Source organism: Pseudomonas sp. SAS7 (assembly GCF_052112345.1).
In the GTDB taxonomy this organism is placed as follows: Bacteria; Pseudomonadota; Gammaproteobacteria; order Pseudomonadales; family Pseudomonadaceae; genus Aquipseudomonas; species Aquipseudomonas putida_Q.
The window spans coordinates 72,722-97,932 of record NZ_JBEGGO010000007.1 but is presented as its reverse complement, the minus strand read 5'-3'; the positions used below and the strand labels follow the sequence as shown (position 1 = coordinate 97,932).

The 25,211-nt window shown below is 63.3% G+C and carries 24 protein-coding genes and 1 pseudogene; 10 read left to right on the top strand and 15 right to left on the bottom strand.

Features of this window, described 5'->3' with window-relative positions:
- Positions 1-57 precede the first annotated feature (57 nt).
- From ABI582_RS13160 to ABI582_RS13145, 4 genes are all read right to left on the bottom strand, one after another.
- On the bottom strand, positions 58-2,190 hold the full coding sequence (locus ABI582_RS13160) for a TonB-dependent siderophore receptor (protein WP_442119384.1): 2,133 nt from the start codon (positions 2,188-2,190) through the stop codon (positions 58-60).
- Positions 2,191-2,385: 195 nt separating this feature from the next.
- Positions 2,386-2,766: a hypothetical protein gene (locus tag ABI582_RS13155; RefSeq protein ID WP_016500947.1), complete on the bottom strand. Its 381-nt coding sequence runs from the start codon at positions 2,764-2,766 to the stop codon at positions 2,386-2,388.
- A gap of 141 nt (positions 2,767-2,907) precedes the next feature.
- Positions 2,908-4,095, bottom strand: coding sequence for an MFS transporter (locus ABI582_RS13150; RefSeq protein WP_442119383.1), 1,188 nt, complete (start codon positions 4,093-4,095; stop codon positions 2,908-2,910).
- Positions 4,096-4,262: 167 nt separating this feature from the next.
- Positions 4,263-5,012, bottom strand: coding sequence for a 3-oxoacyl-ACP reductase family protein (locus ABI582_RS13145; protein WP_442119382.1), 750 nt, complete (start codon positions 5,010-5,012; stop codon positions 4,263-4,265).
- A 118-nt stretch (positions 5,013-5,130) separates the two neighbouring features.
- Between ABI582_RS13145 and ABI582_RS13140 the strand changes: the two genes are divergently transcribed.
- Entirely contained in the window at positions 5,131-6,069 is a 939-nt protein-coding gene (locus ABI582_RS13140) for a LysR family transcriptional regulator (RefSeq protein WP_442119381.1), read from the top strand.
- Positions 6,070-6,183: 114 nt separating this feature from the next.
- Here the strand turns inward: ABI582_RS13140 and ABI582_RS13135 are convergent, their stop codons facing one another.
- Positions 6,184-6,654, bottom strand: coding sequence for a GreA/GreB family elongation factor (locus ABI582_RS13135; protein WP_442119380.1), 471 nt, complete (start codon positions 6,652-6,654; stop codon positions 6,184-6,186).
- Between the two features lie 2 nt (positions 6,655-6,656).
- Positions 6,657-7,055 carry a hypothetical protein gene (locus tag ABI582_RS13130; protein ID WP_442119379.1) on the bottom strand — a complete coding sequence of 133 codons (399 nt, stop codon included), beginning with the start codon at positions 7,053-7,055 and terminating at the stop codon, positions 6,657-6,659.
- A 129-nt stretch (positions 7,056-7,184) separates the two neighbouring features.
- Between ABI582_RS13130 and earP the strand changes: the two genes are divergently transcribed.
- Positions 7,185-8,318 (top strand): elongation factor P maturation arginine rhamnosyltransferase EarP, encoded by a 1,134-nt coding sequence (gene earP / locus ABI582_RS13125; RefSeq protein WP_442119378.1) that lies wholly within the window; start codon positions 7,185-7,187, stop codon positions 8,316-8,318.
- 48 nt (positions 8,319-8,366) lie between these two features.
- Positions 8,367-8,939 carry an elongation factor P gene (locus ABI582_RS13120; RefSeq protein ID WP_028634770.1) on the top strand — a complete coding sequence of 191 codons (573 nt, stop codon included), beginning with the start codon at positions 8,367-8,369 and terminating at the stop codon, positions 8,937-8,939.
- A gap of 241 nt (positions 8,940-9,180) precedes the next feature.
- On the opposite strand, the gene ABI582_RS13115 is transcribed toward ABI582_RS13120, so the two are convergent.
- The 3 genes from ABI582_RS13115 to ABI582_RS13105 form a co-directional block, all read right to left on the bottom strand.
- Positions 9,181-9,609: an organic hydroperoxide resistance protein gene (locus ABI582_RS13115; protein ID WP_338746476.1), complete on the bottom strand. Its 429-nt coding sequence runs from the start codon at positions 9,607-9,609 to the stop codon at positions 9,181-9,183.
- 140 nt (positions 9,610-9,749) lie between these two features.
- The gene (locus ABI582_RS13110; protein WP_019473421.1) at positions 9,750-10,205 is read right to left on the bottom strand and encodes a MarR family winged helix-turn-helix transcriptional regulator; all 456 of its coding nucleotides are present in this window, start codon (positions 10,203-10,205) and stop codon (positions 9,750-9,752) included.
- A gap of 58 nt (positions 10,206-10,263) precedes the next feature.
- Entirely contained in the window at positions 10,264-11,217 is a 954-nt protein-coding gene (locus tag ABI582_RS13105; RefSeq protein WP_156859374.1) for a LysR family transcriptional regulator, read from the bottom strand.
- 113 nt (positions 11,218-11,330) lie between these two features.
- Between ABI582_RS13105 and ABI582_RS13100 the strand changes: the two genes are divergently transcribed.
- Complete coding sequence (locus ABI582_RS13100) at positions 11,331-12,080, top strand: sulfite exporter TauE/SafE family protein (RefSeq protein ID WP_043203761.1); 750 nt, start codon at positions 11,331-11,333, stop codon at positions 12,078-12,080.
- Between the two features lie 58 nt (positions 12,081-12,138).
- On the opposite strand, the gene ABI582_RS13095 is transcribed toward ABI582_RS13100, so the two are convergent.
- Positions 12,139-12,990, bottom strand: a complete 852-nt coding sequence (locus ABI582_RS13095) for a LysR substrate-binding domain-containing protein (protein WP_338746478.1) — start codon at positions 12,988-12,990, stop codon at positions 12,139-12,141.
- 97 nt (positions 12,991-13,087) lie between these two features.
- Between ABI582_RS13095 and ABI582_RS13090 the strand changes: the two genes are divergently transcribed.
- Positions 13,088-13,306 carry a DUF1127 domain-containing protein gene (locus ABI582_RS13090; protein WP_012271115.1) on the top strand — a complete coding sequence of 73 codons (219 nt, stop codon included), beginning with the start codon at positions 13,088-13,090 and terminating at the stop codon, positions 13,304-13,306.
- Between the two features lie 111 nt (positions 13,307-13,417).
- On the opposite strand, the gene ABI582_RS13085 is transcribed toward ABI582_RS13090, so the two are convergent.
- Positions 13,418-14,764 carry a class II 3-deoxy-7-phosphoheptulonate synthase gene (locus ABI582_RS13085; RefSeq protein WP_442119377.1) on the bottom strand — a complete coding sequence of 449 codons (1,347 nt, stop codon included), beginning with the start codon at positions 14,762-14,764 and terminating at the stop codon, positions 13,418-13,420.
- Between the two features lie 116 nt (positions 14,765-14,880).
- On the opposite strand from ABI582_RS13085, the gene ABI582_RS13080 reads away from it, so the two are divergent.
- Positions 14,881-15,636 (top strand): spermidine synthase, encoded by a 756-nt coding sequence (locus tag ABI582_RS13080; protein WP_442119376.1) that lies wholly within the window; start codon positions 14,881-14,883, stop codon positions 15,634-15,636.
- A gap of 331 nt (positions 15,637-15,967) precedes the next feature.
- Entirely contained in the window at positions 15,968-17,650 is a 1,683-nt protein-coding gene (locus ABI582_RS13075; protein WP_016500932.1) for a DEAD/DEAH box helicase, read from the top strand.
- Between the two features lie 181 nt (positions 17,651-17,831).
- Here the strand turns inward: ABI582_RS13075 and ABI582_RS13070 are convergent, their stop codons facing one another.
- Positions 17,832-18,599, bottom strand: a complete 768-nt coding sequence (locus ABI582_RS13070; protein ID WP_338746481.1) for a DODA-type extradiol aromatic ring-opening family dioxygenase — start codon at positions 18,597-18,599, stop codon at positions 17,832-17,834.
- Positions 18,600-18,709: 110 nt separating this feature from the next.
- Between ABI582_RS13070 and ABI582_RS13065 the strand changes: the two genes are divergently transcribed.
- On the top strand, positions 18,710-19,360 hold the full coding sequence (locus ABI582_RS13065) for a thiopurine S-methyltransferase (RefSeq protein WP_442119375.1): 651 nt from the start codon (positions 18,710-18,712) through the stop codon (positions 19,358-19,360).
- Between the two features lie 47 nt (positions 19,361-19,407).
- On the opposite strand, the gene htpX is transcribed toward ABI582_RS13065, so the two are convergent.
- Both htpX and ABI582_RS13055 read right to left on the bottom strand, forming a co-directional pair.
- A complete protein-coding gene (htpX, locus tag ABI582_RS13060) occupies positions 19,408-20,295 on the bottom strand; it encodes a protease HtpX (RefSeq protein ID WP_016500929.1) in 888 nt (295 codons plus the stop codon).
- A 276-nt stretch (positions 20,296-20,571) separates the two neighbouring features.
- Positions 20,572-21,783, bottom strand: coding sequence for a pyridoxal phosphate-dependent aminotransferase (locus ABI582_RS13055; protein WP_043203781.1), 1,212 nt, complete (start codon positions 21,781-21,783; stop codon positions 20,572-20,574).
- A gap of 168 nt (positions 21,784-21,951) precedes the next feature.
- Between ABI582_RS13055 and msrB the strand changes: the two genes are divergently transcribed.
- On the top strand, positions 21,952-22,347 hold the full coding sequence (gene msrB / locus ABI582_RS13050) for a peptide-methionine (R)-S-oxide reductase MsrB (protein WP_016500928.1): 396 nt from the start codon (positions 21,952-21,954) through the stop codon (positions 22,345-22,347).
- Positions 22,348-22,360: 13 nt separating this feature from the next.
- On the top strand, positions 22,361-22,849 hold the full coding sequence (locus ABI582_RS13045; RefSeq protein WP_016500927.1) for a glutathione peroxidase: 489 nt from the start codon (positions 22,361-22,363) through the stop codon (positions 22,847-22,849).
- Here the strand turns inward: ABI582_RS13045 and ABI582_RS13040 are convergent.
- A pseudogene (locus tag ABI582_RS13040) lies at positions 22,839-25,197 on the bottom strand (response regulator). The gene ABI582_RS13045 and the pseudogene ABI582_RS13040 overlap by 11 nt on opposite strands.
- Between the last annotated feature and the right edge of the window lie 14 nt (positions 25,198-25,211).

Genomic DNA, 25,211 nt, shown 5'->3' with positions numbered 1-25,211 from the left:
GTCCCTTGTAGGAGCAGCCTCGTGCTGCGAATGGGCTGCAAAGCAGCCCCAACAAACCTAGAAGCTGACGGAGGCCGAAAGCCGAGCGGTACGCGGCGCGCCCTGGAACAGATAGTTATCCCCCAGGTAGTCCCCCACATCGCGCCAGTAACGCTTGTCGAACACGTTATCCACGGTCAGGCGCAGCACCGTGTCATACCCGCCGATGCGCGTACGGTACCGGCTCCCCACATCGAACACGGTATACCCGCCAACCTCCACGTTCCCCGCCTGGCTCGCATAATTGCTGGCGCTGTAACGCGCCCCGCCCAGCAGTGCCAAGCCCGGTACCGGCAGCGAGTATTGCGCCTGCAGCGCCGCCCGGAACTTGGGCACGTTGATCGCCTGGTGCCCTTCATAGGCATCAGTACCGCTGTTCTTCACCCGCGCACGAATGGCTGCGGCGCTGGCCTGCACTTGCAGGTTCTGGCTCACCCAGCCGCTGGCGCCCAGCTCCAGGCCGGTGTTTTTCTGCTGGCCCTGCTGCACGTAGGTGAAGTTGCCAGCACCGTCCGGGCGTGCGTACTGGTAGGCCTGGCGGATCTGGAACAGCGCGGCGCTGAAGCTTACGCCTTGCCAGTCGTGCTTGAGGCCGAGTTCCAGTTGGTGTGAAGCCGTGGGCGCGAGGATTTCGGCGGCGTTGCTGGCAAACCAGGGTGCCGTGCCGCCGGCAGACAGGCCCTTGGCGTAGCTAGCGTATAGCGTGGTGTCTGGCTGCGGCTTGTAGATAAGTGCAGCATTGGGCAGCAACTCGTATTGGCGGGTATGGCGCCCGGCAACACCGTTCTCGTCCCAGGTCTTTTCATCCAGGCGTACTTCACGGGCGCCCAGCACGGTCTGCCATTGCTCGTTGAAGCTAATGCGGTCGCTGACGAACAGGCCATACTGGCGGCTGTCCAGTCGGCGTTCACTGGCGCCGACGGGGTTGTCGGACGGATCGAAGGCAGGGGCCCCGGTGTAGATGTTGCCAGTGCCCAGCCACTCGTTGTAGTACGGGCGCTGATCCAGCGTGCGCCGCTGCGCACTGGTGCCCACGGTCAGCTCATGGCTCACGCCCAGCGCATCGAAGTGCCCGTTGAGCATGGCCTGTGCTTCATCGGTGCGGCGGGTGTCGTCGGGGCTGCGGAAGTCGTAGATGTCGTAGTCGCCGTTGCTGCCAAAGAACGCGCCTTCGCTCGAGCCCCAGGCAAACGCGCTGTAATCGTCGATCACCACCTTGCTGCGCGAGGCACTCAAGGTGCCGGTCCAGGCCTCGTTGAAGCGGTACTCGAAGCGCCCGCCCAGGTTCAGCGAGTCGTTTTGCACAGGCTTTGCCCAATCCTGGTAAGCCAGGCGGTCGTCAGGGTCGATGCCGTGGGGCACTTCGGTGCCACCTAGTAGTTGATAACCCGGCACCGAGCGCTGTTCGCGGTGCTGGTATTCGGCGTCCAGCTGCAGGGTGGCATCCGGGCTGATCTGCCAGTCGAAGGCCAGCGAAGCGAAGTCGCGTTTGCCATCTGCGTGGTCGACGTAGGAGCGGATGTCTTCATGGGCGAGGTTGGCGCGCAGGCCGAACTGTTTTTCGCTGCCGAACCAGCCACCCAGGTCGGTGGCCAGGTAGCGTTCGCCTTGTTCGTTGGTCGACACCGTCAGGCTGCGCACATCCTCGGCGCGCTTGGTCACGTAGTTGACCAGGCCACCCGGTTCCGACACACCGCTTTGCAGCCCGGACAGGCCCTTCAGCAACTCGACCTGCTGCTTGTTCTCCAGGGCCACGTTCTGCTCGCCGACGATGGTCTGGCCGTTGATGCGGTAGCTGCTGGCGGCATTCAGCTCGAAGCCCCGTACGTTGAAGTTTTCGTAGTAGCCGATGGGGGCATAGCTTTCGCCAACCGAGGCATCGCTTTGCAGCACTTCGCTGAGCTTGCGCACCTGGCGGTCTTCCAGCAGTTGCTGGCTGAAAACGCTGACCGAGGCGGGGGTGTCGAGCAAGGGCGCCGCCTGGAAGCCGGCCACCGCTGCCTGGCGGGCCTGGTAGCCGTCATTGGCATAGGTGTCGGACACCTGCAGTGGGGCCAGCACCACGCTATCTTCGGCGAGCACATGGGGGCAGTGCAGGGCCAGGCCCAGGCTGAGCAGGCTCAGGGGCAGGCGGGGGTGACGCGGGGGCATGCGGGGCTCCTGGATGCGCATACCTGTGCGGGCCTCTTCGCGGGTAAACCCGCTCCCACAGGGTTATCACAGAACCCTGGGGCGGTGATTTTCCTGTGGGAGCGGGTTTACCCGCGAAGAGGCCCGCACAGGCCATGAAAAAGGCGGCATCTTAGCAGCCGCCTTCAGCATAAAACGATCCAGGCCCCGCGATATTCAGCCCTGGTTGGCGGGGCGCTTGTGCTGGCGCCAGCTGTCATCGATCTTCGACCAGGTTTTGCCATCGGTAATGGCCATGAGCTTGCGCCCATCCTTGAAGGTGGCCAGGAAGGTGGCTTCTTGCTCCTTGCCGCCGAGCCACAGCCCGGCAAGCAGCCCCACCGGCCCGGCCACCAGGGCCCCGGCGACGCCCCAGCCCAGGGCGCTGCCCAGGCTGCGGTTGGTTTCGAGGCTGGCCAGCCTGAGGTCGCTGATGCGGGCCAGGGAAATCCGCTCACCCGGGGAAGGGCTGCGCGGGGTCTTGAGTGTGAGCGATCCATTGCGATACTCGCCTTCACCTTGCAAGAAATCGCCGGATTGCACCGTGAGTCTTGTCATAACGTCGTCCTGTCGGGAAAGGGCATTGACCAGCGCCTAATGAGCGCTGCACGGGCAGGCAAGTCAACGACCATGCGACGGAGGGTAGTGCGGTGCATGGTCGCCGTGGCTAATGCCCGCGAAGAGGCCAGCAAGAATTTTTCAGGCCACCTGCAAGGTGTTCTTGCGCTTACGCTCGGCCAGGCTCCAAACCAGCAACGCCAGCCCGCCAATCACCAGGCCCGCTACCACGATGCCCATCCAGCCCTGATGCTGGAACAATTGCGTGCCCAATAACGACCCCAGCGCCCCGCCAATGAAGTAGCAGGTGATATACCCGGCATTCAGCCGCGTGCGTGCCTCGGGGCGCAGGGCAATCACCGCGTTCTGGTTGCTCACGTGCACCAACTGCACCGCCAGGTCGAGCATCAGCACGCCCAGCAGCAGCGCCAGCAACGACTGCTGGGCAAAGCCCAGCGGCACCCACGACAGCAGCAAGACCACCAGGCCAACGGTGGTGCCAAGCGCGCCCTTGCCGCGGTCGGCCAGGCGCCCGGCCCAGTTGGCCGACAGCGCACCGGCTGCACCCGCCAGGCCGAACAGGCCGATCACCGCATCCGAATAGTGGTACGGCCCGTTGCTCAGCAGGAATGCCAGGGGTGTCCAGAACAAGGCGAACAGGCTGAACGCCAGCAGGCCGAGCAGCGAGCGCAGGCGCAGCACCGGTTCTTCAACAAACAGGCGGAACACCGAGCCTATCAGCGCCGGGTACTTCAGCCCGGCATGGCTGTGGTGCTGCGGCAGGCTGCGGTACAGCGCCACGGCAGTGACCGCCATCAGCACAGCGGCTAGCACATAGATGCTGCGCCAGCCGCCCAGTTCTGCCGTGAAACCAGCAGCGGTACGTGCCAGCAGGATGCCCAGCAGCAGGCCGCTCATCAGTGTGCCGACTGCACGGCCACGCTGATGCGGCTCGCTGAGGGCCGCGGCCATGGGCACGAGGATCTGCGCCACCACCGAGAACAACCCGGTCAGCGCCGTGCCGAGGAGCAGCCAGGGCAGGCTTGGCGCACAGGCACTGATCACCAGGCCCAGGGTAGCAATGGCGGTCATCACGGTGATCAGCCGGCGCTGCTCGAACAGGTCACCCAGTGGCGCCAGCAGCAACAGGCCGGCGCCATAACTGAGCTGCGCGGCGATGACGATACTGCCGGCGCTGGCAGTGCTCAGCCCGAACTGCTGGGCGATGCTGTGCAGCAGTGGTTGGGCGTAGTAGTTGCTGGCCACGGCCAGGCCGGTGGCGGTGGCCATCAGCAGGATCATGGCGCGGCTGAGAGTGGGGGCGTTCATGGGGATCTCGTGGCGGGCAGTAGTCAAGCGGGGAATTATCAAGAAGTATCAGGCATGACACCAATGTTTGGTTTTCAATCAACCATCCTGTTCTGGCCCCATCAGCAACCCCACAGGTTCAAGGCCTGTGGGGTTGCTGATGGGGCCAGAACAGGCAACCCATCAACTCAAGCTGCAAACCCACCATCAATGGTCAGACTTGCCCCGGTGATATACCCCGCCTCCGGCCCCGCCAGGTACGCCACAAAGCTGGCAATCTCTTCCGGCTCGCCATACCGCCCAATCGCCATCAACGGGATCAGGCTCTCGGCAAACTCGCCACTGGCGGGGTTCATGTCGGTGTCCACCGGCCCCGGCTGTACGTTGTTCACGGTAATGCCCTGTGGCCCCAGGTCACGCGCCATGCCACGGGTCAGGCCAACCAGCGCCGACTTGCTCATGGCGTAAGGCGCTCCACCGGCAAAGGGCATGCGCTCGGCGTTGGTACTGCCGATATTGATGATGCGCCCGCCCTGGCCCATGTAGCGCGCTGCGGCCTGGCTGGCGACAAACACGCTGCGCACGTTCACCGCCAGCATGCGGTCGAAGTCGGCCAGGTCGAATTCGGTCACCGGTGCCACCGTCAGCACGCCCGCGTTGTTGACCAGGATATCCAGCCTGCCGAAGGCCTTCACGGCGTCATCCACTGCCATTTGCACGGCGGCTGCGTCGGCGCTGTCGGCCCGCAGGGCCAGGGCTTTGCCACCGTTTTCGGTAATTTCGCGGGCCAGCTCTTCTGCCGGGCCTGCGGAGCTGACATAGGTGAAGGCCACCTGCGCACCTTCGCGGGCCAGGCGCCGCACGATGGCTGCGCCTATGCCGCGGGAACCGCCCTGAACCAGGGCCACTTTGCCTTCGAGTGAAAGTTGCTTGGACATGCTGATCTCCTGCTGGAAGCCAGGCCGAAATGCCTTGGATGGGCAAAGTATCGGCGCTTGATTACCTGCTGATAAGATGGCAATCACTATCAGCAGAGTAAACCTTTGGTTGCTAATCATGGCCGTGGAATCGTTCAACGCGTTGGAATGCTTCATCCGCAGTGCCGAAGTTGGCAGTTTTGCCGAGGCTGCCAGGCGCCTGAGCATTACCCCTGCCGCCGTGGGCAAGCATGTGGCCCAGCTGGAGGCGCGCCTGGGCGTGCGGTTGTTCCAGCGTAGTACCCGCAAGCTCACCTTGACGGAGGCGGGGCAGCGTTTTCTTGGCGAGGTCGGCGACAGCTTCCGCACTATCCAGTACGCCGTGGCCAACCTGGCCAGCGCCGAAGGCCAGCCAGCCGGGCTGTTGCGGGTGAGCATGGGCACGGTGTTCGGGCGTTTGTATGTGTTGCCTTTGCTGGGCGAGTTCTTGCGCCGCTACCCGGCCATTACCCCGGACTGGCATTTCGACAACCGCCAGGTCGACCTGATCGGCCAAGGCTTCGATGCAGCGATTGGCGGTGGTTTCGATCTGCCGCCGGGGGTGGTGGCGCGCAAGCTGACCCCGGCCCACCGGGTGCTGGTGGCAGCACCGGCCTATCTGCAGCGGCACGCGCCGATTGACGAGCCGCAGGTGCTGCAGCGCCACGATGGCATCCTGATCCGCTCACCGCAGACCGGGCGGGTGCGCTCGTGGCCGTTGACCAGCCGCTGGCAGGTGCAACAGCCGATGCAACTGCGCCAGGCGATGACCATGAGCGATTCGGACGCGGCTTGCGCGGTGGCCGAGCAGGGGCTGGGGATTGCCTTGGTGAGCCTGCCGTTTGCCGTGCCTTACTTGCAGGGTGGTCGGCTGCGGCGAGTGTTGCCGGACTGGTACGTGGATGACGGGCATATCAGCCTGTATTTTGCCGAGCACAAGCTGATGCCGGGCAAGACCCGGGCGTTTATCGACTATGTGGTGGAGCAGTTTGCCGAGCAGGGGTTGGCGGGGCGCTTCGATGCCTTGCAAACCCTTTAGCTGTGTATTGCCTGTAGTGGCTCTATCGCCGGCAAGCCAGCTCCTACAGGATTACCACAGGCCTGAATATCGCGGGGTCCCTGTGGGAGCTGGCTTGCGGGCGATAGGGCCCGGTCAGGCAATATCCGTAATGAACAATGCCTGCGCCCCCAGCCTCACCTCATCATCCACCCGCTTGCCCATCAATTGCTGCCCCAGCGGAGAGCGCGGGGTGATCACGGTCACCAACTCATCCCCCTCGCCAATCTTCAACCCCGCCGCCTCAGGCCCGAGGAACAACCGGCGCTGCCCGCCAGCTTCATCTTCCAGGGTCACCAGGTTGCTGATCTGCACCCCGCGGGCCGGGTCATGGTCGCGCAGCAGCAATTGCTGGTAGATCAGCAGCGCCTGGCGGATTTCGGCGCTGCGGCGGGCCTGGCCGGTGGCCAGGTACGACGCTTCCAGGCCCAGGGTGTCGTACTTGTTCTCGGCAATGTTCTCTTCGGCGGTGGCAGTTTCGTAGGCGCTTTGCGCCGCGCGGGTCAGCACGTCGAGGTCATGCTCGAGGGTGGCGACGATCTGCGCCAGCAGGCGGGTCTTGTCCATGGTCAGTAACAGAACTCCAGCACGTTGGCCTGGCTTTTGTCAGTGGGTGCGGTGCGGTTCTGCTGCATCCAGAACTGGCATTTGGGGCTGTTGAGGTTGTGCGGGTTGCCCTGGGCGGCCTCGGCGGCCTGTTGCAGTTCCTGTTTGCGCAGCATGTCCTTGTAGTGCTCGAACATCTCGGCCTGGGCGTCTTGTGCCGGGGCTGGCGCCGAGGGGGCCGCAGGCCGGTACACGCCGGGGGCCACGGCCTGGGCCAGCGGCTGCACCTGCTGTGGCCACAGTTGCAGCGCCAGCCACAGGCTCACGGCAATGGCCACGGCGCCCAGCCACAGGCCAAAGGCAACGCATACAATCAACGGCAGCGGCTTGAGGGTGATTTTGAGTTCACGGTGGCGGGCCATGGCAGCCTCCTGGCAGGGTAGGTTGGGTGCATTGTCGCATGCGCTTGGGCATGTTTCCGTGCGGGTGCTTTTGTCGGCGACAATTTATCCGCAGAATTCGCGGTTTTTGCACCAGAACGGGAGGGGCGGATGAAAGCCACCTGGGACATTTTCTGCAGTGTCGTCGACAACTACGGCGATATAGGCGTGACCTGGCGCCTGGCCCGGCAACTGGTGGCTGAGCATGGCTTGGCGGTGCGCCTGTGGGTAGACGACCTGAACGCGTTCACGCCGATGTGCCCAGGGGCGGATGCCAGCGCTGCGCAGCAGTGGCAGCACGGTGTGGAGGTGCGTCAGTGGCCGGCGGCCTGGCTGCCGGTGGCACCGGCGGATGTGGTAATCGGTGCCTTCGCATGCCAGTTGCCGGCGGCCTATGTCGAGGCCATGCGTGCCCGCGCCACGCCGCCGCTGTGGCTGAACCTTGAATATCTCAGTGCCGAGGACTGGGTGGAGGGCTGCCATGGCTTGCCTTCGCCGCAGTCCAACGGCCTGCGCAAGGTGTTTTTCTTCCCCGGCTTTACCGAGAAAACCGGCGGACTGCTGCGCGAGGGCTCGTTGCTGGCGCGGCGTGACGCATTCCAGCAGTCGGCCGGGGCACGCCAGGCGTTTCTGCAGGGGCTGGGTGTAGCGCCCGAGGAGGGGGCATTACTGGTTTCGTTGTTCGCCTACGAAAACCCGCAGTTGGCCAACTGGCTGGATGCCTTGGCCATAGCCGCGCAACCGTGCCACCTGCTGGTGCCGCAAGGGCGCATCGTCGCGGGGCTGAGCAAGTGGCTTGGCGAGGCGCCGCTGCCAGTGGGCAGCGTGCGCAAGCGCGGGGCGCTGACCGTGCAGGTGCTGCCTTTCGTCAGCCAGGACGACTTCGACCGGCTGCTGTGGAGTTGCGATTTCAACGCGGTGCGTGGCGAAGACTCGTTCGTGCGTGCGCAGTGGGCCGGGCAACCGATGCTGTGGCACATCTATGTACAGGACGAGAACACCCACTGGGAAAAGCTCGAAGCGTTTCTGGCGCATTATCGACGCGGCCTATCAGATAAAGCCGACGGAGCGCTGCTGGGGTTGTGGCGTGCCTGGAACATGAACGGCGACATGCGCCAGGCGTGGCAGGCAGCCCGCCAGCACTGGCCAGAACTGCAACAGCATGCCCGGCTTTGGGCGATGCGGCAGGCCGCTCAGCCGGACCTTGCCACAGCGCTAGTACACTTTTACCGAAATTCGCTATGATACGCGGCCTCGATTTTTATAAATCCATCCAGATTCGGATACTTCGTAATGAAAACTGGTAAAGAACTGAAACCCGGTACCGTCCTGCGGATCGACAACGACCCATGGCTGGTTCAAAAAGCTGAGTTCACCAAGTCGGGCCGTAACAGCGCGATCATGAAGACCAAGCTGAAAAACCTGCTGACCGGCTACAAGACCGAAACCGTATACGGTGCGGACGACAAGCTGGACGACGTGATCCTGGATCGCAAAGAAGCGACCCTGTCGTTCATCAGCGGTGACTCGTACACCTTCATGGACACCACCGACTACACCATGTACGAGCTGAACGCCGAGGACATCGAAGCCGTTCTGCCGTTCATCGAAGAAGGCATGGAAGACGTCTGCGAAGCCGTATTCTTCGAAGGCCGTCTGGTATCGGTTGAACTGCCGACCACCATCAGCCGTCAGGTTGTCTACACCGAGAACGCTGCTCGCGGCGACACCTCGGGCAAGGTCATGAAGCCTGCCAAGCTGAAGAACGGTACCGAACTGCAGGTTGCCGACTTCATCAACATCGACGAGTGGATCGACATCGACACTCGCGAAGGTGGCGTGTACAAGGGCCGTTCCAAGAAGTAATCCTTCTTGCAATGAGCACAAAAAACCCGGTCTCGGCCGGGTTTTTTTGTGCCTGTGTTTTCGCCAGTTCTCGATGCTTGCTCTGACGGCCTATGACCCATGGCTAACTCAGCATCCTGTAGGAGCAGCCTTGTGCTGCGAAGAGGCCATTGCAGCCGAAGATGATCTTTTGCCCTACCGGCCTCTTCGCAGCACAAGGCTGCTCCTACAGAGAATCGCGCAAACCGTCAGATTTACCGCCTTAGACGGTTACGTGCAGGCGCACATCCACGTTCCCGCGGGTGGCATTGGAGTAAGGGCACACCTGGTGCGCCTTCTCCACCAGCCCTTCGGCATCGGCCTGGGCCAGGCCCGGCAGGTTGATGTGCAGGTCGATGTCCAGGCCGAAACCGCCCGGAATCTCGCCGATGCCCACCTTGGCGGTGATCGAGGCCTCTGCCGGCAGGGCTTTCTTGTCTTTCCCAGCTACAAATTTGAGGGCGCCGATGAAGCAGGCCGAGTAACCGGCGGCGAACAGTTGCTCGGGGTTGGTGCCGTCACCGCCTGCGCCGCCCAGTTCCTTGGGGGTGCTCAGGCTGACGACCAGCTTGCCGTCGCTGGACTTGGATTTGCCGTCGCGCCCACCGGTGGAGGTAGCTTCTGCGATGTACAGCGGATTGACCTTTTGCATCTTGAGCCTCGCTAATGTGCTGTGCGCTCCCGGTTGAAGGAGGGCGCGGGTTGGTGTGGGATTTAAATTAGCGCGCAATTAATTAGTGCGCAAGATAAATCGTCACCGCTCGTCCGAACGGCCATTGCACAGCATAGCTGTCAGAGGTTTTTCTGCAGGTTCTCGCGCAGGTTCAGCAAGTCGGCTTGCAGTTGCTGCAACTGCTCCAGGCTGCGCCCGCTAGCCTTGAGGATGCACTGCGGCACCTCTTTGGCCTGCTGTTGCAGGGCGCGGCCTTTGTCGGTCAGCTGCACCATCACCACCCGCTCGTCTTCCCGGCTACGGTTGCGCTGCAGCAGGCCTTCGCTTTCCAGGCGCTTGAGCAGCGGGGTGAGCGAGCCTGGGTCGGTCAGCAGGTGCTGGCTGATTTCGCCCACGGTCAGATCGTCACGCTCCCACAGCACCAGCATGGCCAGGTACTGGGGGTAGGTCAGGCCCAAGGCTTGCAGCAGCGGTTTATAGACTTTGGTCATCAGCAACGAGGTGGAGTGCAGGGCGAAGCAGACCTGGTTGTCCAGCAGCAGCTCGTCGCAAGAGGCTTGGGTGTCGGCGTTCATGCAGGTCCTTGAAATTGATCAATGGGGAATTCTGGCACGCTTGTTTTTAGTGCGCGCATTACTCACGCAGTTCACTGCGCAAGGCCAGGTCCCAGGGTGGAATCGGGCTGAAGCGGCTCTTGAGGAATTCGAGCAGCAAACGGCTGCGAGAGTTCGTTTCATGTTCCAGGCGTAGCGCATAAATGCCGCTGGTCTCGGCTTCGGGCAGGCCGCCGTCGCAAAACAGCGGCACCAGCTCGCCCCGCAGCAGGTATTCGCTGATCAGCCAGGTGGGCAGGTGAGCAACACCCAAGCCGGCGAGGGCGCCGAACAGCAGGGTTTCGGCATTGTTGGCGGCCATGCGCATGCGCGCGGGGCGGTACAGGCGGGTTTGCCCGGCCACGTTGAAGCGCCAGGCGAACGGCGGTGCCAGGCCGTCCCAGTCCAGGCCGTCGTGCCCGGGCAGTTCGCTGGGGCATGTGGGCACACCGCGGCTGGCCAGGTAGGCCGGGCTGGCGCAGGCGATGCGCACCATGTAGGCCAGTGGCGTGGCCACCAGCCGGGTATCGGCCAAGGGGCCGGCGCGCAGCACCAGGTCGACCTCGCCCAAGTGGCTGCCATGCAGGTCGACGAAGCTGTCGATCAGGCGCAGTTGCACGTCCAGGCCTGGGTAGGCCACCAGGAAGTCGGCGATGGCCGGGGCCAGGTGGCGACGGCCGAACGCGGCGGGGGCGTCGATGCGGATCAGGCCTTCAGGGGCGTTGCTCAGCGATACCGCCTCGGCCCGGGCCAGGCGCAGCTCCTCGATGATGCGCCTGGCCCGCTCGGCAAAGGCATTGCCGGCGGGTGTGGCGCGCACCGCGTGGGTGCTGCGGGTGAACAGGCGGCTGCCGACGGCATTTTCCAGGTTATCGATGCGCCGGGCCACCGCGGACGGGGTCAGCGGATGGCGCCGAGCGGCGGCGGAAAAACTGCCGGTCTCCAGCACATCGAGGAACAGGCTCAACTGGTCGGTGAGGGTATCGGGGCTCATGGCTGCCTTGCTTTTGCGAAAAACGCATAGCCATTGTGCGCTGCTGTGCGTTTCCCCGCCAGCACACAGCCGTTAGCATGCTCGCATTATCTGTACAGGCGAACGAGGCCCTGATGATTGAGTGGTTGTTGTATATCGTGCTGGGCGCTGCCTTGGGCACCATGGGGGGCTTGTTCGGCATTGGTGGCGGGCTGATCGCGATTCCCGCGCTGGGCGTGCTGTTTGGCCTGGACCAGCAGTTGGCGCAGGGCACGGCGCTGGTGATGGTGGTGCCGAACGTGCTGCTGGCGTTATGGCGCTATCACCAGCGCAACCGTATCGAATTGCGCCATGCCTTGCCGTTGTCGGCGTGCAGTTTCCTGTTCGCCTGGCTGGGGTCGATCTGGGCCGTGGGGCTGGATGCGCACTCCATGCGCCTGGGCTTTGTCGGCTTTCTGGTGGCCCTGGCGGTGTGGAATGTGGCGCGGATGTTCATGAAAGTGTCTCCGCCCAGTGCCGAGTTGCGTTATGCCTGGCCATGGTTGGGCGTGCTGGGCAGCTTTGCCGGCACCATGGGCGGCTTGTTCGGCGTGGGCGGGGCGGTGGTTGCCACGCCTATCCTGACCAGTGTGTTCGGCACCACCCAGGTGGTGGCGCAGGGGCTTTCGCTGGCGCTGGCGGCGCCCAGTACCTTGGTGACGCTGGTGACCTATGGTGTGCACCACAGTGTTGACTGGGGGGTGGGGATTCCGTTGGCGGTGGGGGGCTTGCTCAGCATCAGCTGGGGGGTGAAGTTGGCCCATGCGTTGCCGGAGAAGGTATTGCGGGCGATGTTCTGTGTGTTTTTGGTGGTGTGTGCGGTGATGCTGGGGTTTGAACTGTGAGAATGTGGGGCCGCGTTGCGGCCCATTCGCGGGACAAGCCCGCTCCCACAGGCCCCAGTTACTTGAAACCCTCAACGATGTAATCGGCCATGCAGTCGGTAATTGGCGATGGGTTCTGTGTGCTGCGTACCAGCATCACATTGGCCACCGGCAACTGCGGCAGGCCGTCCTGTTCACCTAGTATGCGGATGTTCCCGGTAATCAGGCTTTGCAGCTGCGCCGTCACTGCCAACCCCGCCGTGACAATGGCAAAGATCGCCGCCAGGCTGGGGCTGGTATAGGCGATGCGGTAGTCGATACCCTGTGCTTCCAAAGCATTGCAGGTCCAGGCCCGGCAGAAGCAGTCGGTATTGAACAGCGCCACGGGCATCGGCCGCTGCTCCTGCGGGCAAAAGCCTTCGGCGGCGGCCCATACCAGGCGCTCCTGGCGCAGCAGTTGGCCAACCTCGTTACCTGGCTCGCGGGTGACGATGGTCAGGTCCAGGTCCTGGCGTAGCATCAGCTGTTTGGACGAGTCGCAATGCACCTCTACCTGCACCAGCGGGTAGGCCTGGGCAAAGCTCGACAAAATGGTCGGCAGAAAACGCATGGCATAGTCGTCGGGCGTGCCAATGCGCACCAGCCCGACCATGTGCGGCATGCGCAGGGTGTTGAACACCTCGCCATGCAGCTTGAGGATGCGCCGGGCATAGCCCAGCAGCACCTGGCCCTCGGCGGTCAGGCGTACCTGGCGGCCGTCGCGCTCGAACAGCTGGCGCTGCAGGATATCCTCCTCCAGGCGCTTCATCTGCATGCTCACCGCCGACTGGGTGCGGTTGACCACTTCGCCGGCGCGGGTGAAACCGCCTTGCTCGGCAATGGCGACGAAGGTGCGCAAAACGTCCGCATCGAGGCTCTGGTACTGGGACATTGCATCAATCTCCGAGATGCATTGCATCAGAAACATTCGTTGGATTGATCTTAAGCCCGGCGCGAGACTGAAGCCATCCAACACGGAGGGCTTCACGATGAAAGGTCATGTCAGCAGCATCCAGCAACCTGCCTTTTCCCTGAACCACCTGTGGCATGCGGCCCTGCAACGCCCGGCGCGCTGGCTGCAGCTTTACCGCCAGCGCCAGGAGCTGGCCCGCCTCAGTGACGCTACCTTGCACGACCTGGGGTTGAGCCGGGCGGATATCCAGCAAGAGGCCGAGCGGCATTTCTGGGATGATCCGCTGAGGAAGTGAGTGTGGGGCGGGGCGCCTGGCTTGAGTTTTGTGGCGACCGGGAGATCGAGCGCCGCCCGCGCGGCGCTCGATCTCCCGGTCGCCACAAAACTCAAGACATGCGCCCCAACCTCACCGCCGTACCTGCTTCAACGTCTCGGCAATCAAAAACGCCAGCTCCAGCGACTGATCGGCGTTCATCCGCGGGTCACAATGGGTGTGATACCGGTCAGACAACGCATCTTCGGTGATCGGCCGGGCGCCGCCGATGCATTCGGTGACGTTCTGCCCGGTCATCTCGATATGAATGCCGCCGGCATGGCTGCCCTCGGCCTGGTGCACCTGGAAGAACTGCTTCACCTCATCCAGGATTTGCGCAAAGTCGCGGGTCTTGTAGCCGCTGCTGGCCTTGATGGTGTTGCCGTGCATCGGGTCGGAGCTCCACAGTACCTTGCGCCCCTCGCGCTCGACGGTGCGGATCAGCCCCGGCAGGTGGCCGCCAACCTTGCTTGCGCCCATGCGCACGATCAGGTTCAGGCGCCCGGGGTCGTTGGCCGGGTTCAGTGTGTCGATCAGGCGGATCAGCTCTTCGGGGTTCATGCTGGGGCCGACCTTGACCCCGATCGGGTTGTGCACGCCGCGCAAAAACTCCACGTGGGCGCCGTCGAGCTGGCGGGTGCGGTCGCCGATCCACAGCATGTGCGCCGAGCAGTCGTAGTAGTCGCCGGTCAGGCTGTCCTGGCGCACGAAGGCTTCTTCATAGTTCAGCAACAGCGCTTCGTGGGCGGTGAAGAAACTGGTTTCGCGCAGTTGCGGCGCGCTGTCCAGGCCGCAGGCACGCATGAATGCCAGGGTTTCGTCGATGCGGTTGGCCAGTTGGTGATACTTGTCGGCCAGCGCCGAGTTGGCGATGAAGTCCAGGTTCCACTTGTGCACCTGGTGCAGGTCGGCAAACCCGCCCTGGGCGAAGGCGCGCAGCAGGTTGAGGCTGGCAGTGGACTGGTGGTAGGCCTGCAGCAGGCGCTCCGGGTCGGGGATACGGCTTTTGGGGTCGAAGCCGATGCCGTTGACGATGTCGCCGCGGTAGGCGGGCAGGGTGATGTCGCCAACGGTTTCATCGCCCGAGGAGCGTGGCTTGGCAAACTGCCCGGCCATGCGCCCGACCTTGACCACCGGGCAGCCGGCAGCGAAGGTCATGACGATGGCCATCTGCAATAGCACCTTGAAGGTGTCGCGGATTTTGGCCGCCGAGAACTCGGCGAAGCTCTCGGCGCAGTCGCCGCCCTGGAGCAGGAAGGCGCGGCCTTCGGTGACCTCGGCAAACTGCCTGCGCAGTTCGCGCGCCTCGCCCGCGAACACCAGCGGCGGGTAGCTGGCCAGGGTCTGTTCGACCTTCAGCAGGTGCGCGGCATCGGGGTAGGTCGGTTGCTGCTGGATCGGCAGTGCGCGCCAGCTGTCAGGGCTCCACGGTTGGTTCATCTCGGGCTCGGTCTTGTAGGTTATAGGCTATAGGCCATGGTAACAGTTGGCGCTGCGCTTGTTGCATCAAGGGCGTTGACGGACAATGCGCGTTTTTGCGCGGGTAGGTGGTGAGCATGACGGCGGAACGGGAAGAGCGGCTGCTGGCACGGGTAGAGGACGCTTTTGGCGTCATCAGCGTGTATGAAGTAGACGACTACCGCTTTCTGGAATTCGGCGATGCCATCGAGCAGAGCTGCGTGTTCACGGCCGACCCCAGCTGGCTGGAGTACGACTACACCCGCGCCATGCTGGTGGGGGCGCTGTGCCATGAACAGCCGGAGAGCGCGTTGTTTCTCGGCCTGGGTGCCGGCACGCTGACCCAGGCGTGCATGAAGTTTTTGCCGCTTGAAGACATCGAGGCCATCGAGTTGCGCCCGGACGTACCGCGCCTGGCCATGGAACACCTGGGCCTGGATGACGACCCTCGTTTGTATGTGCGCATCGGTGACGCCATCGAGTTGCTGCCCACGGCCGAAAAGGCCGACCTGTTGTTTGTCGACCTGTACACCGACCACGGGCCGGGCGTGGGGCACCTGGCGTGGAATTTTCTGGAAAACTGCCAGCAGCAGCTTAACCCGGGCGGCTGGCTGGTGATCAACCAGTGGGCCACCGACGACGGCAGGCCGCTGGGCGCAGCGTTGCTGCGCGGGTTGTACCACCGGCATTACTGGGAGCTGCCGGTGAAGGAGGGCAATGTGATCTTGCTGGTGCCGGCTGACCTTGAGCAGACGCTGGACCTGCAGGGGCTGCGGGCCCGGGCCGAAGCGCTGGCGCCGCAGCTGGGTTATAGCCTGGAAGGGTTGATTCGCGAGATTCGACCAGCAACGTGAATGCCTGGCGCGGTCAGTGTGGGGATTATCGATTCAGCGTGGATTATTTGATGGCCCGGTAATGGCTTTGCACCCTGAAAAAATTCCTCACGGCTTCCACTATTTCGGGTATAGTACGCGCCGGTCTTTTAGCGGGCCGCAAAATCAGGTGGTGCAAATCCTCCGAGTCCAGCTTCGGCTGCACGTCCGCTAGGCGGACCTTCCCACGTTTTCTTTTTCAATCGTTTTCGCAAATCCCCGCCGCCAAAGCTGCCTGGGTGACCTGACGGTCTTTCAAGGCATGTGCAGCTTTGGAGCATGGGTCTTTGCGGATGCACCTAGAGGCAGACCCATGACCCAGGAAACCGGCGGCTTCGCCGCTCTCGATCTTAATCCGAACATTGTTGCTGCTGTTGTGGCTACCGGCTACGAAGAGCCGTCCGCCATTCAGCAACAATCGATCCCGATCATCCTCGCCGGTCACGACATGATCGGCCAGGCGCAGACTGGCACCGGCAAGACCGCTGCCTTCGCCCTGCCGATCCTCAACAAGATCGATGTGAGCAAGCGCGAACCGCAAGCCCTGATCCTGGCGCCAACCCGTGAGTTGGCGCTGCAAGTTGCTACCGCTTTCGAAACCTACGCCAAGCAGATGCCGGGCGTGAACGTGGTTGCCGTATACGGTGGTGCCCCGATGGGCCCACAGCTGCGTGCAATCCGCAACGGCGCGCAAATCGTCGTGGCCACCCCTGGCCGTCTGTGCGACCACCTGCGTCGTGATGAAAAAGTCCTGTCCACCGTGCAGTACCTGGTACTGGACGAAGCCGACGAGATGCTGAAGCTGGGCTTCATGGATGACCTCGAAGTGATCTTCGACGCAATCCCGGCTACCCGTCAGACCGTACTGTTCTCCGCTACCCTGCCGTCGTCGATCCGCTCGATCGCCGAACGTCACCTGCGCGAGCCCAAGCACGTCAAGATCCAGACCAAGACCCAGACCGTTACCGCGATCGACCAGGCCCACCTGATGGTCCACGCCGACCAGAAGATCCCGGCTGTGCTGCGTCTGCTGGAAGTGGAAGAGTTCGACGCACTGATCGCCTTCGTGCGTACCAAGCAAGCCACCCTGGACCTGGCCGCCGCGCTGGAAGCCAAAGGCTACAAGGCTGCTGCGCTGAACGGTGACATCGCCCAGAACCAGCGTGAGCGCGTGATCGACTCGCTCAAGGATGGCCGCCTGGACATCGTCGTCGCCACCGACGTCGCTGCCCGTGGTCTGGACGTACCGCGCATCACTCACGTGTTCAACGTTGACATGCCGTACGACCCGGAGTCCTACGTGCACCGTATCGGCCGTACTGGCCGTGCCGGTCGCGAAGGCCGCGCGCTGCTGCTGGTCACCCCGCGTGAGCGCCGCATGCTGCAGGTGATTGAGCGTGTGACCGGGCAGAAAGTTGCCGAAGCCCGCCTGCCGAATGCCCAGGCCGTGCTGGATGCCCGCATCAAGAAGCTGACCTCGAGCCTGGCGCCGCTGGTAGCCGAAGCAGAAGCCACCCATGGCGAACTGTTCGACCGCCTCACCACTGACCTGGGTTGCAGCGCGCGTGCCCTGGCTTCGGCCCTGCTGCGCAAAGCCACCAATGGCCAGGCGCTGGACCTGGCTGCGGTAGAGCGTGAGCAGCCGCTGGTGCCGGGCGTTGGTGCCCCGCGTGGCGAGCGTAGCGAGCGTCCTGATCGTGGCGAGCGTCCTGACCGTGGTGACCGCGAGCGCCGTGCGCCGCTGCCACTGGCCGAAGGCCGTGTACGTTGCCGTACCGCCCTGGGTGCTCGTGACGGTATCGCTGCCAAGAACCTGCTGGGCGCGATCCTCAACGAAGGTGGCCTGGCGCGTGACGCCATTGGCCGTATCCAGGTACGCGACAGCTTCAGCCTGGTCGAGCTGCCGGAAGACGGCCTCGAGAAGCTGCTGTCCAAGCTCAAGGACACCCGCGTGGCTGGCAAGCAGCTGAAGCTGCGTCGCTACCGCGAGGATTGATCCTGGCGCACTAAAAAAATCCCCGGCCTAGGTCGGGGATTTTTTTTGCCTGTGGGATTTTGGGGCTGCTTTGCAGCCCTATCGCGGCACAAGGCCGCTCCTACAGGCCCATGGCGGTACGCGGTCCCTTGTAGGAGCGGCCTTGTGCCGCGATAGGGGCGCAAAGCGCCCCCGGCATTCTTCAGTCGAACCGATATATATCCATCCCCAGCGCCCCCAGGGTAAACCCCTGATGCACCACCCCAAACTTGCCCCCAGCCCCCAGGGCAAAGAACAGCGGCAGCAAATGCTCATCACTGGGGTGGTTACGCACCGCAAACGGCGCCTGCCGCCGGTAATCCAGCAATGCCGCCTGGTCATCAGCCTGTAGCCGCTCCACCACCCAATCCCTGAACGCCAGCGCCCACGGCTCGATCACATCCGGCCCTGCGTGCCAGTCCAGTTCCCCCAGGTTATGGGTGATGCTGCCCGAACCCACCAGCAAAATGCCCTCGGCACGCAAGCTCGCCAGCGCCTGGCCCACCTTCACCTGCAGCGCCGGCCCCATGTGGCTGGGCAGGGAAACCTGCACCACGGGAATGCTCGCGTCCGGGTACATCAGCGACAGTGGTACCCAGGCGCCATGATCGAAGGGGCGCTGAGCGTCCAGCCGGGCTGGCAGCCCGGCAGCCTTCAGCAACTCGCTGACCTGGCCTGCCAGGGAAGGCTCGCCCGGCGCCGGGTATTGCACCGCATACAATGCCGGTGGAAAGCCGTAGAAGTCGTGCCAGGTTTCTGGCTGTGCGCTGCTGGTCACCAGCAGCTCACGGCTCTCCCAGTGCGCCGACACCACCACGATGGCCTTGGGGCGTGGCAGGCTGTTGGCCAGCCCGGCCAAAGCCGGCCCGCTGGCACCCGGGTGCAGGGCGAGCATGGGGGAACCATGGGAGATGAACAGGCTGGGCAGCATGGCAAGGTCCTGAAGGTTAAGATGCACTCATCTTCGATCAGAAACTGATCGATAACCATCGCAAGTTTTACGCGATTTCTATCGGTTTACTCGATAAACAAGGAGCAACCATGGAGCCAGCGTTCTGGCACAAGCGGTGGGCCGACAACCAGATCGGCTTTCACCAGGGGCAGGTCAATTCGTACCTGCAGGCGCACTGGCCGGCACTGGGCCTTGAGCCTGGTAGCCGAGTGCTGGTGCCGCTGTGCGGCAAGAGCCTGGACATAGCCTGGCTGGCCGGGCAGGGGTACCGCGTGTTGGGTGTGGAGCTGTCGCGGCGGGCGGTGGAAGATTTCTTCCGCGAGCATGGGCTTGAAGCCGAGGTGCGGCAACGCGGGGACTTCGAGGTTTGGCGCAGTGGTGACGTAGAGCTGTGGTGTGGTGATTTCTTTGCGTTGCGTGCGCAGGATGTCGGCGACTGCGTGGGGCTATATGACCGGGCGGCGTTGATTGCACTGCCAGCGCAGATGCGCGCGGTGTACATGCAGGCCCTGACGGCCTTGCTGCCGGCGAATTGCCGAGGATTGCTGGTGACCCTTGACTATGACCAGTCACTGCTGGCCGGGCCGCCGTTTTCAGTCGGGGACGCAGAGGTGCGGCAGGGGTTTGCAGGGTGGCAGCTGAATGAACTGGAGGCGGTGGAGGTGATCCAGGAGAGCCCCAAGTTTGTGCAGGCCGGGGTTTCCAGTCTGTTGGAGCGGGTGTACCGGCTTGGTCGGTAATACGAAAAAGGGCGACCGAAGTCGCCCTTTCTGTATTACCCGATGGATCAACCGCGACGGCGCAGGGCCTCGATACGGTCTTCCAGTGGTGGGTGGCTCATCAGCAGCCCGGCCAGGCCGTGCTTGAGGCCACCGTTGATGCCAAAGGCCTTCATGGTGTCGGGCATGTGCACCGGCAGGCCTTGCTCCACACGCAGGCGCTGCAGCGCGCCGATCATGGCGGAGGTGCCGGCCAGCTGTGCACCGGCTTCGTCGGCGCGGTACTCGCGGCGGCGCGAGAACCACATCACGATCATGCTGGCCAGGATGCCCAGGATCAGCTCGGCAACGATGGTCGCCACGTAGTAGGCAATGCCCTGGCCCTCTTCGTTCTTGAAGATGACCTTGTCGACGAAGTTGCCGATGATACGTGCAAAGAACATCACGAAGGTGTTCACCACGCCCTGTACCAGCGCCAGGGTGACCATGTCGCCGTTGGCTACGTGGCCGATCTCGTGGGCCAGCACTGCCCGCACTTCATCGGGCGAGAAACGCTCCAGCAGGCCTTGGGACACGGCTACCAGCGCGTCGTTGCGGTTCCAGCCGGTGGCGAAGGCGTTGGCCTCGTACGCCGGGAAGATACCCACCTCGGGCATTTTGATACCCGCTTCACGGGACAGCTCTTCGACCGTTTGCAGCAGCCACTGCTCGTGGCGGGTGCGCGGCTGGCTGATGATCTGGGTGCCGGTGGTCATCTTCGCCATCCACTTGGAGATGAACAGCGAGACGAGGGAGCCGGCAAAGCCGAACACGGCGCAGAACACCAGCAGGCTGCTGAGGTTCAGGTCGACCCCGTTGGCGGCCATGAACCCGTTGAAACCGAACAGGCTCAAGGTAATGCTTGCAACCAGCACCACCGCAAGGTTGGTGGCCACAAACAACAGAATGCGCATCATGGTTGTTACGTTCTCCTGACGGATGAATTGTCGCTTACTGCGGGGTATATAAGGGGCCTGTCGCGTGGATTCAATCGTGCGACTATTTCAAACTGTGTACAGCGGAGTATGGCAGAGGATGGCGCGGGAGCAGTGGGATAGAGCGTTGCAGGATGTAAGAAACACCCTGTGAGATTGTACGGGGCTGCTGTGCAGCCCATTCGCAGCACAAGGCTGCTCCTACAGGGGAACGCGTACGCCTGTAGGAGCAGCCTTGTGCTGCGAAGTGGCCATCATTTACTGCGAATAAGTACGCAGGAAATTGCCGATCCGGCCAATCGCCGCTTCCAGGTCATCCACCCGCGGCAAGGTCACCACGCGGAAGTGGTCCGGCCACGGCCAGTTGAACGCCGTACCTTGTACGATCAGCAGCTTTTCCGACAGCAGCAGGTCAAGCGCGAACTTCTCGTCGTTGAGGATCGGGCACACCTTCGGGTCGATGCGCGGGAATGCATACAGCGCACCCATCGGCTTCACACAGCTTACGCCCGGGATGTCGTTGAGCAGCTCGTAGGTACGGTTGCGCTGCTCCAGCAGGCGGCCAGGTGGCAGCACCAGGTCGTTGATGCTCTGGTAGCCGCCCAGGGCGGTCTGGATGGCATGCTGGGCCGGCACGTTGGCGCACAGGCGCATGTTGGCCAGCATGTCGATGCCTTCGATGTAGCTTAGCGCGTGATGCTTGGGCCCGGAGATGATCAGCCAGCCGGAACGGAAACCCGCCACCCGGTACGACTTGGACAGGCCGTTGAAGGTCAGGCACAGCAGGTCGGGGGCCAGCGAAGCGGTGCTGATGTGCACGGCTTCGTCGTACAGGATCTTGTCGTAGATCTCGTCGGAGAACACCACCAGGTTGTGCTGGCGGGCCAGCTCCAGCATGCCCAGCAGCAGCTCCTTGGAGTACACCGCGCCGGTCGGGTTGTTTGGGTTGATGATCACCAGGGCCTTGGTGTTCGGGGTGATCTTGGCCTTGATGTCTTCAAGGTCGGGGAACCAGTCGGCCTGCTCGTCGCACAGGTAGTGCACCGGCTTGCCGCCGGCCAGGCTCACGGCGGCAGTCCACAGTGGGTAGTCGGGGGCCGGGATCAGCACTTCGTCGCCGTTGTTCAGCAGCGCCTGCATCGACATGACGATCAGCTCGGACACACCGTTACCGAGGTAGATGTCTTCGATGGTGACGCCTTCGATTTCCTTTTGCTGGCAGTACTGCATCACCGCCTTGCGTGCGCTGAACAGGCCTTTGGAGTCGCTGTAGCCCTGGGCGGTAGGCAGGTTGCGGATCACATCCTGGAGGATTTCATCAGGCGCTTCGAAGCCAAACGGCGCCGGGTTGCCGATGTTCAGCTTGAGGATGCGGTGGCCTTCCTCTTCCAGGCGCTTGGCGTGCTTGAGCACTGGGCCGCGAATGTCGTAGCAGACATTGGCGAGCTTGTTCGATTTGCTGAACTGCATGATGGGATCCCGATATGAGAAAACGCGCTACGCCCCGCCGAAAGGTTTGAAACGGCAGGAAGCGGGTGCCAGACTGAACGCCTGGCACACGAAGCCAACTAATATACGTGCCACCCGCGCCCCGGAAAAGACGGTGCGGGGTGAAATTCAGCCTGCCGAGGTTTCCACATGAAAAAGATTGAAAAAACCCTGGATGAATGGCGGTCGATGCTCGACCCCGAGCAGTACCAGGTCTGCCGCCTCAAAGGCACTGAGCGGCCGTTCAGCGGCAAGTACAACAGCGAGCGCCGCGATGGTATCTACCACTGCATCTGCTGCAGCGCGAAACTGTTCGATGCGCAGACCAAGTTCGATTCCGGCTGCGGCTGGCCAAGCTTCTACGCGCCGATCGAAGACAGCGCAATGATCGAGATCCGTGACACCTCCCACGGCATGATCCGCACCGAAGTCACCTGCGCCCGCTGCGACGCGCACCTGGGCCACGTGTTCCCCGATGGCCCGCCACCGACTGGCTTGCGCTACTGTATCAATTCGGTGTGCATCGACTTGCGCCCGCGCGACTGACCGGAGCCCGAACATGGCTGGATCGATGCTGGACATCCCCTGCGTGACCCTGGGCGGCGAGCACAAGAAGCTTGGCGATTTCCCGGGCAAGGCGTTGCTGGTGGTCAATACCGCCAGCCAGTGCGGCTTTACCCCGCAGTACAAGGGCCTGGAACAACTGTGGCAGGCCTACCACGAGCGTGGCCTGGTGGTACTGGGCTTCCCGTGCAACCAGTTCGGCAAGCAGGAACCCGGCGATGCGCGGGACATTGCGCAGTTTTGCGAGCGCAACTTCGGCGTGAGCTTCCCGCTGTTTCGCAAGGTCGAGGTCAACGGCCCGGGCGCCCACCCGCTGTTCGTCGAGCTCAAGCAGCGCGCACCGGGCATTCTCGGCAGCCAGAAGATCAAGTGGAATTTCACCAAGTTCCTGGTCGACCCGGCCAGCGGCCAGGTGACGCGTTATGCCCCCACTACCAAGCCACAGGCCCTGGAAGCAGACATCGAGCGCCTGCTCAGCCGTTGAGTGGCACCCAGTGCTCGACCAGCGCCAGTAGCTCTTCGCGGCGGAACGGCTTGGCCAGGTAGTCGTTCATGCCCGCTGCCCGGCAGCGTTCGCGCTCCTCGGGCATGGCGTTGGCGGTGAGGGCGACGATTGGCAGGTCGGGCCAGCGGCCGCTCTGGCGGATGCGCCGGCTGGCTTCGTAGCCGTCCATCACCGGCATGTTGCAGTCCATCAGCACCAGGTCGAAATCATCCCGCTCCAGCAGCTCCAGGGCCTCGGCGCCCTGGGTGGCCAGTTGCACCTGGCAGCCGAGCTTGGCCAGCATGCCCTTGGCCACCAGCTGGTTCACCGGGTTGTCTTCCACCAGCAGAATCCGCGCACGGCCTGCCTCCAGGGTGATGGCCGGGCTGGCCAGCGGGTGTTCGGGGTCAAAGCCTTGCAGGGTTCGGCGCAGGGTCTGGTACAGGGCGTTGCGCGCCAGCGGTCGGGCCAGTTGATGAAGTGGGGCGAGGGCGGCCGATTGCTCGCTGGGCAGGAAGTTGCCGTAGGCGGTCACCAGCAGGATGGGGGTTCTCAGTGTTTGGCGCAGGTCGAACAAGCGGTCGACATCGTCGGTAATCAGCAGGTCCATCGCCGTGGCGTCCAGCGTCGCGCTGCTGTCATGCCGCTGGTAGGTCAGGCCCCAGGCGGGCAGCATGGCCTGTAACAGTTCGTTGAGCCCGCTGCTTGCAGCGCTCAGGGCTGCCACGCGCCCGTGCAGCGGCAAAGGTGCAATGGCTTCGGTATGCACGGCCAGCGGCAGTTCGGCGCTGAAGCAGCTGCCAAACCCCGCTTCGGAACGAATGTGCAAATGGCCTTGCATGGCCTTGCACAGGTTGCGCGTCAGGGCCAGGCCCAGGCCCGTGCCGCCGTACTGGCGGGTGATGCCGGCGCCGGCCTGGGTGAATGGCTGGAAGATACGCGCCTGGGCCTCTTCGGGTATGCCGATGCCGGTGTCGCGCACCTCCAGGCGCACGCCGCCGACGATGCTCACCAGGCGCACATCGACACGGCCAAAGCGGGTGAACTTCAACGCGTTGGACAGCAGGTTGCTGACGATCTGCCGCACCCGCGTGGGGTCACCAAGCACACTGCTGGGGAAGTCGCGGGCAATCAGGCAGGTCAGCTCCACGCTTTGCGCCGTGTTTTGCGACAACAGGTTGGCGGTGTCTTCCACCATCGAGCCCATGTCGAACGGGATGCGTTCCAGCTCCAGCTGGCCCGCATCGAACTTGGACAGGTCGAGGATATCGTTCAGCAGCTCCACCAGCACTTTGCCCGAGTCGTGAGCGATCGCCAGTTGCTGGCGCTGCTCGCTGGGCAGCGGGCTGTCCAGCGCCAGGGCGATCATGCCGAGCATGCCGTTGAGCGGGGTGCGGATTTCGTGGCTCATGTTGGCCAAAAAGGCAGCGCGCGCCTGGGCCATGTCCAGTGCGCGGCGGCGCGCTTGTTCCAGCTCCTGGTTGGACAGGCTCAGGCTGCTGTTGCTGGCCTTCAGTTCGTTGGTGCGTGCCGAAACGATGTCTTCCAGTTCGTTCAGGTACTGGGTAAGGCGGTTTTCCGCAGTGCGCCGCTGCTCGATCTCGGTGGCCATGCTGACGAACTGTTGGTTGGCGACTTTCACCAGCACGCCGATTTCGTCGTGTTCGTGGCCGTGTGGGCAGTCCAGGCGGGTTTGCCGGGGTTTGCGCGGGTCGCTGCCGCTGAGCGCGCCGATCACCGTGACCAGCGGTTTGGTCAGCATCATGTAGAACAGCGCCAGCAGGATGCCGGTCAGCACCAGGCTGCGGGCAAAGCCGTTGAGCAGGGTGATGCCGGCGCGTTCGAGAAAGCGGCTGCCGAAGGCGTAGGTGTCGACGTCCAGGTACAGGGTGCCGAGGTATTCCTCGGGCATGTGCGTCAGGTACAGGCGTGCCTTGAACTGGCGCTGCTCGCCGAACAGAAAGTCGCTCAGCGGACGGTAGCGGTCTTGCAGCCTGGGCCGCTCGACATCGGCCAGCACTGTTTCGTTGTTGTCGATCAGCCGTGCACGGATGACGGCCGGCGACTGCAACAGGCCGCGGGTCAGCTCCAACGCCAGTTCCGAGTCGATGTTGTAGGCGATACGCGAGGCCGGGTTGTGGCTGATTTGCAGCAATGCGTTCACTTCACGGTTGATGGACGCGTCTTCGCTGGCATAATCGATGCCGATCTGGATGAGACTGAGCAATGTTCCCAGGATGAAGCCGACCAGGACTGTCAGCCGGGCTTGCTTGTATGACAGGCGATTGGTGAACTTGATATCCATGAGTCCCGAGCCGGTTTTCACGTTCCTTGCGCTGCGCAAGCATAGCCGATCAACCCC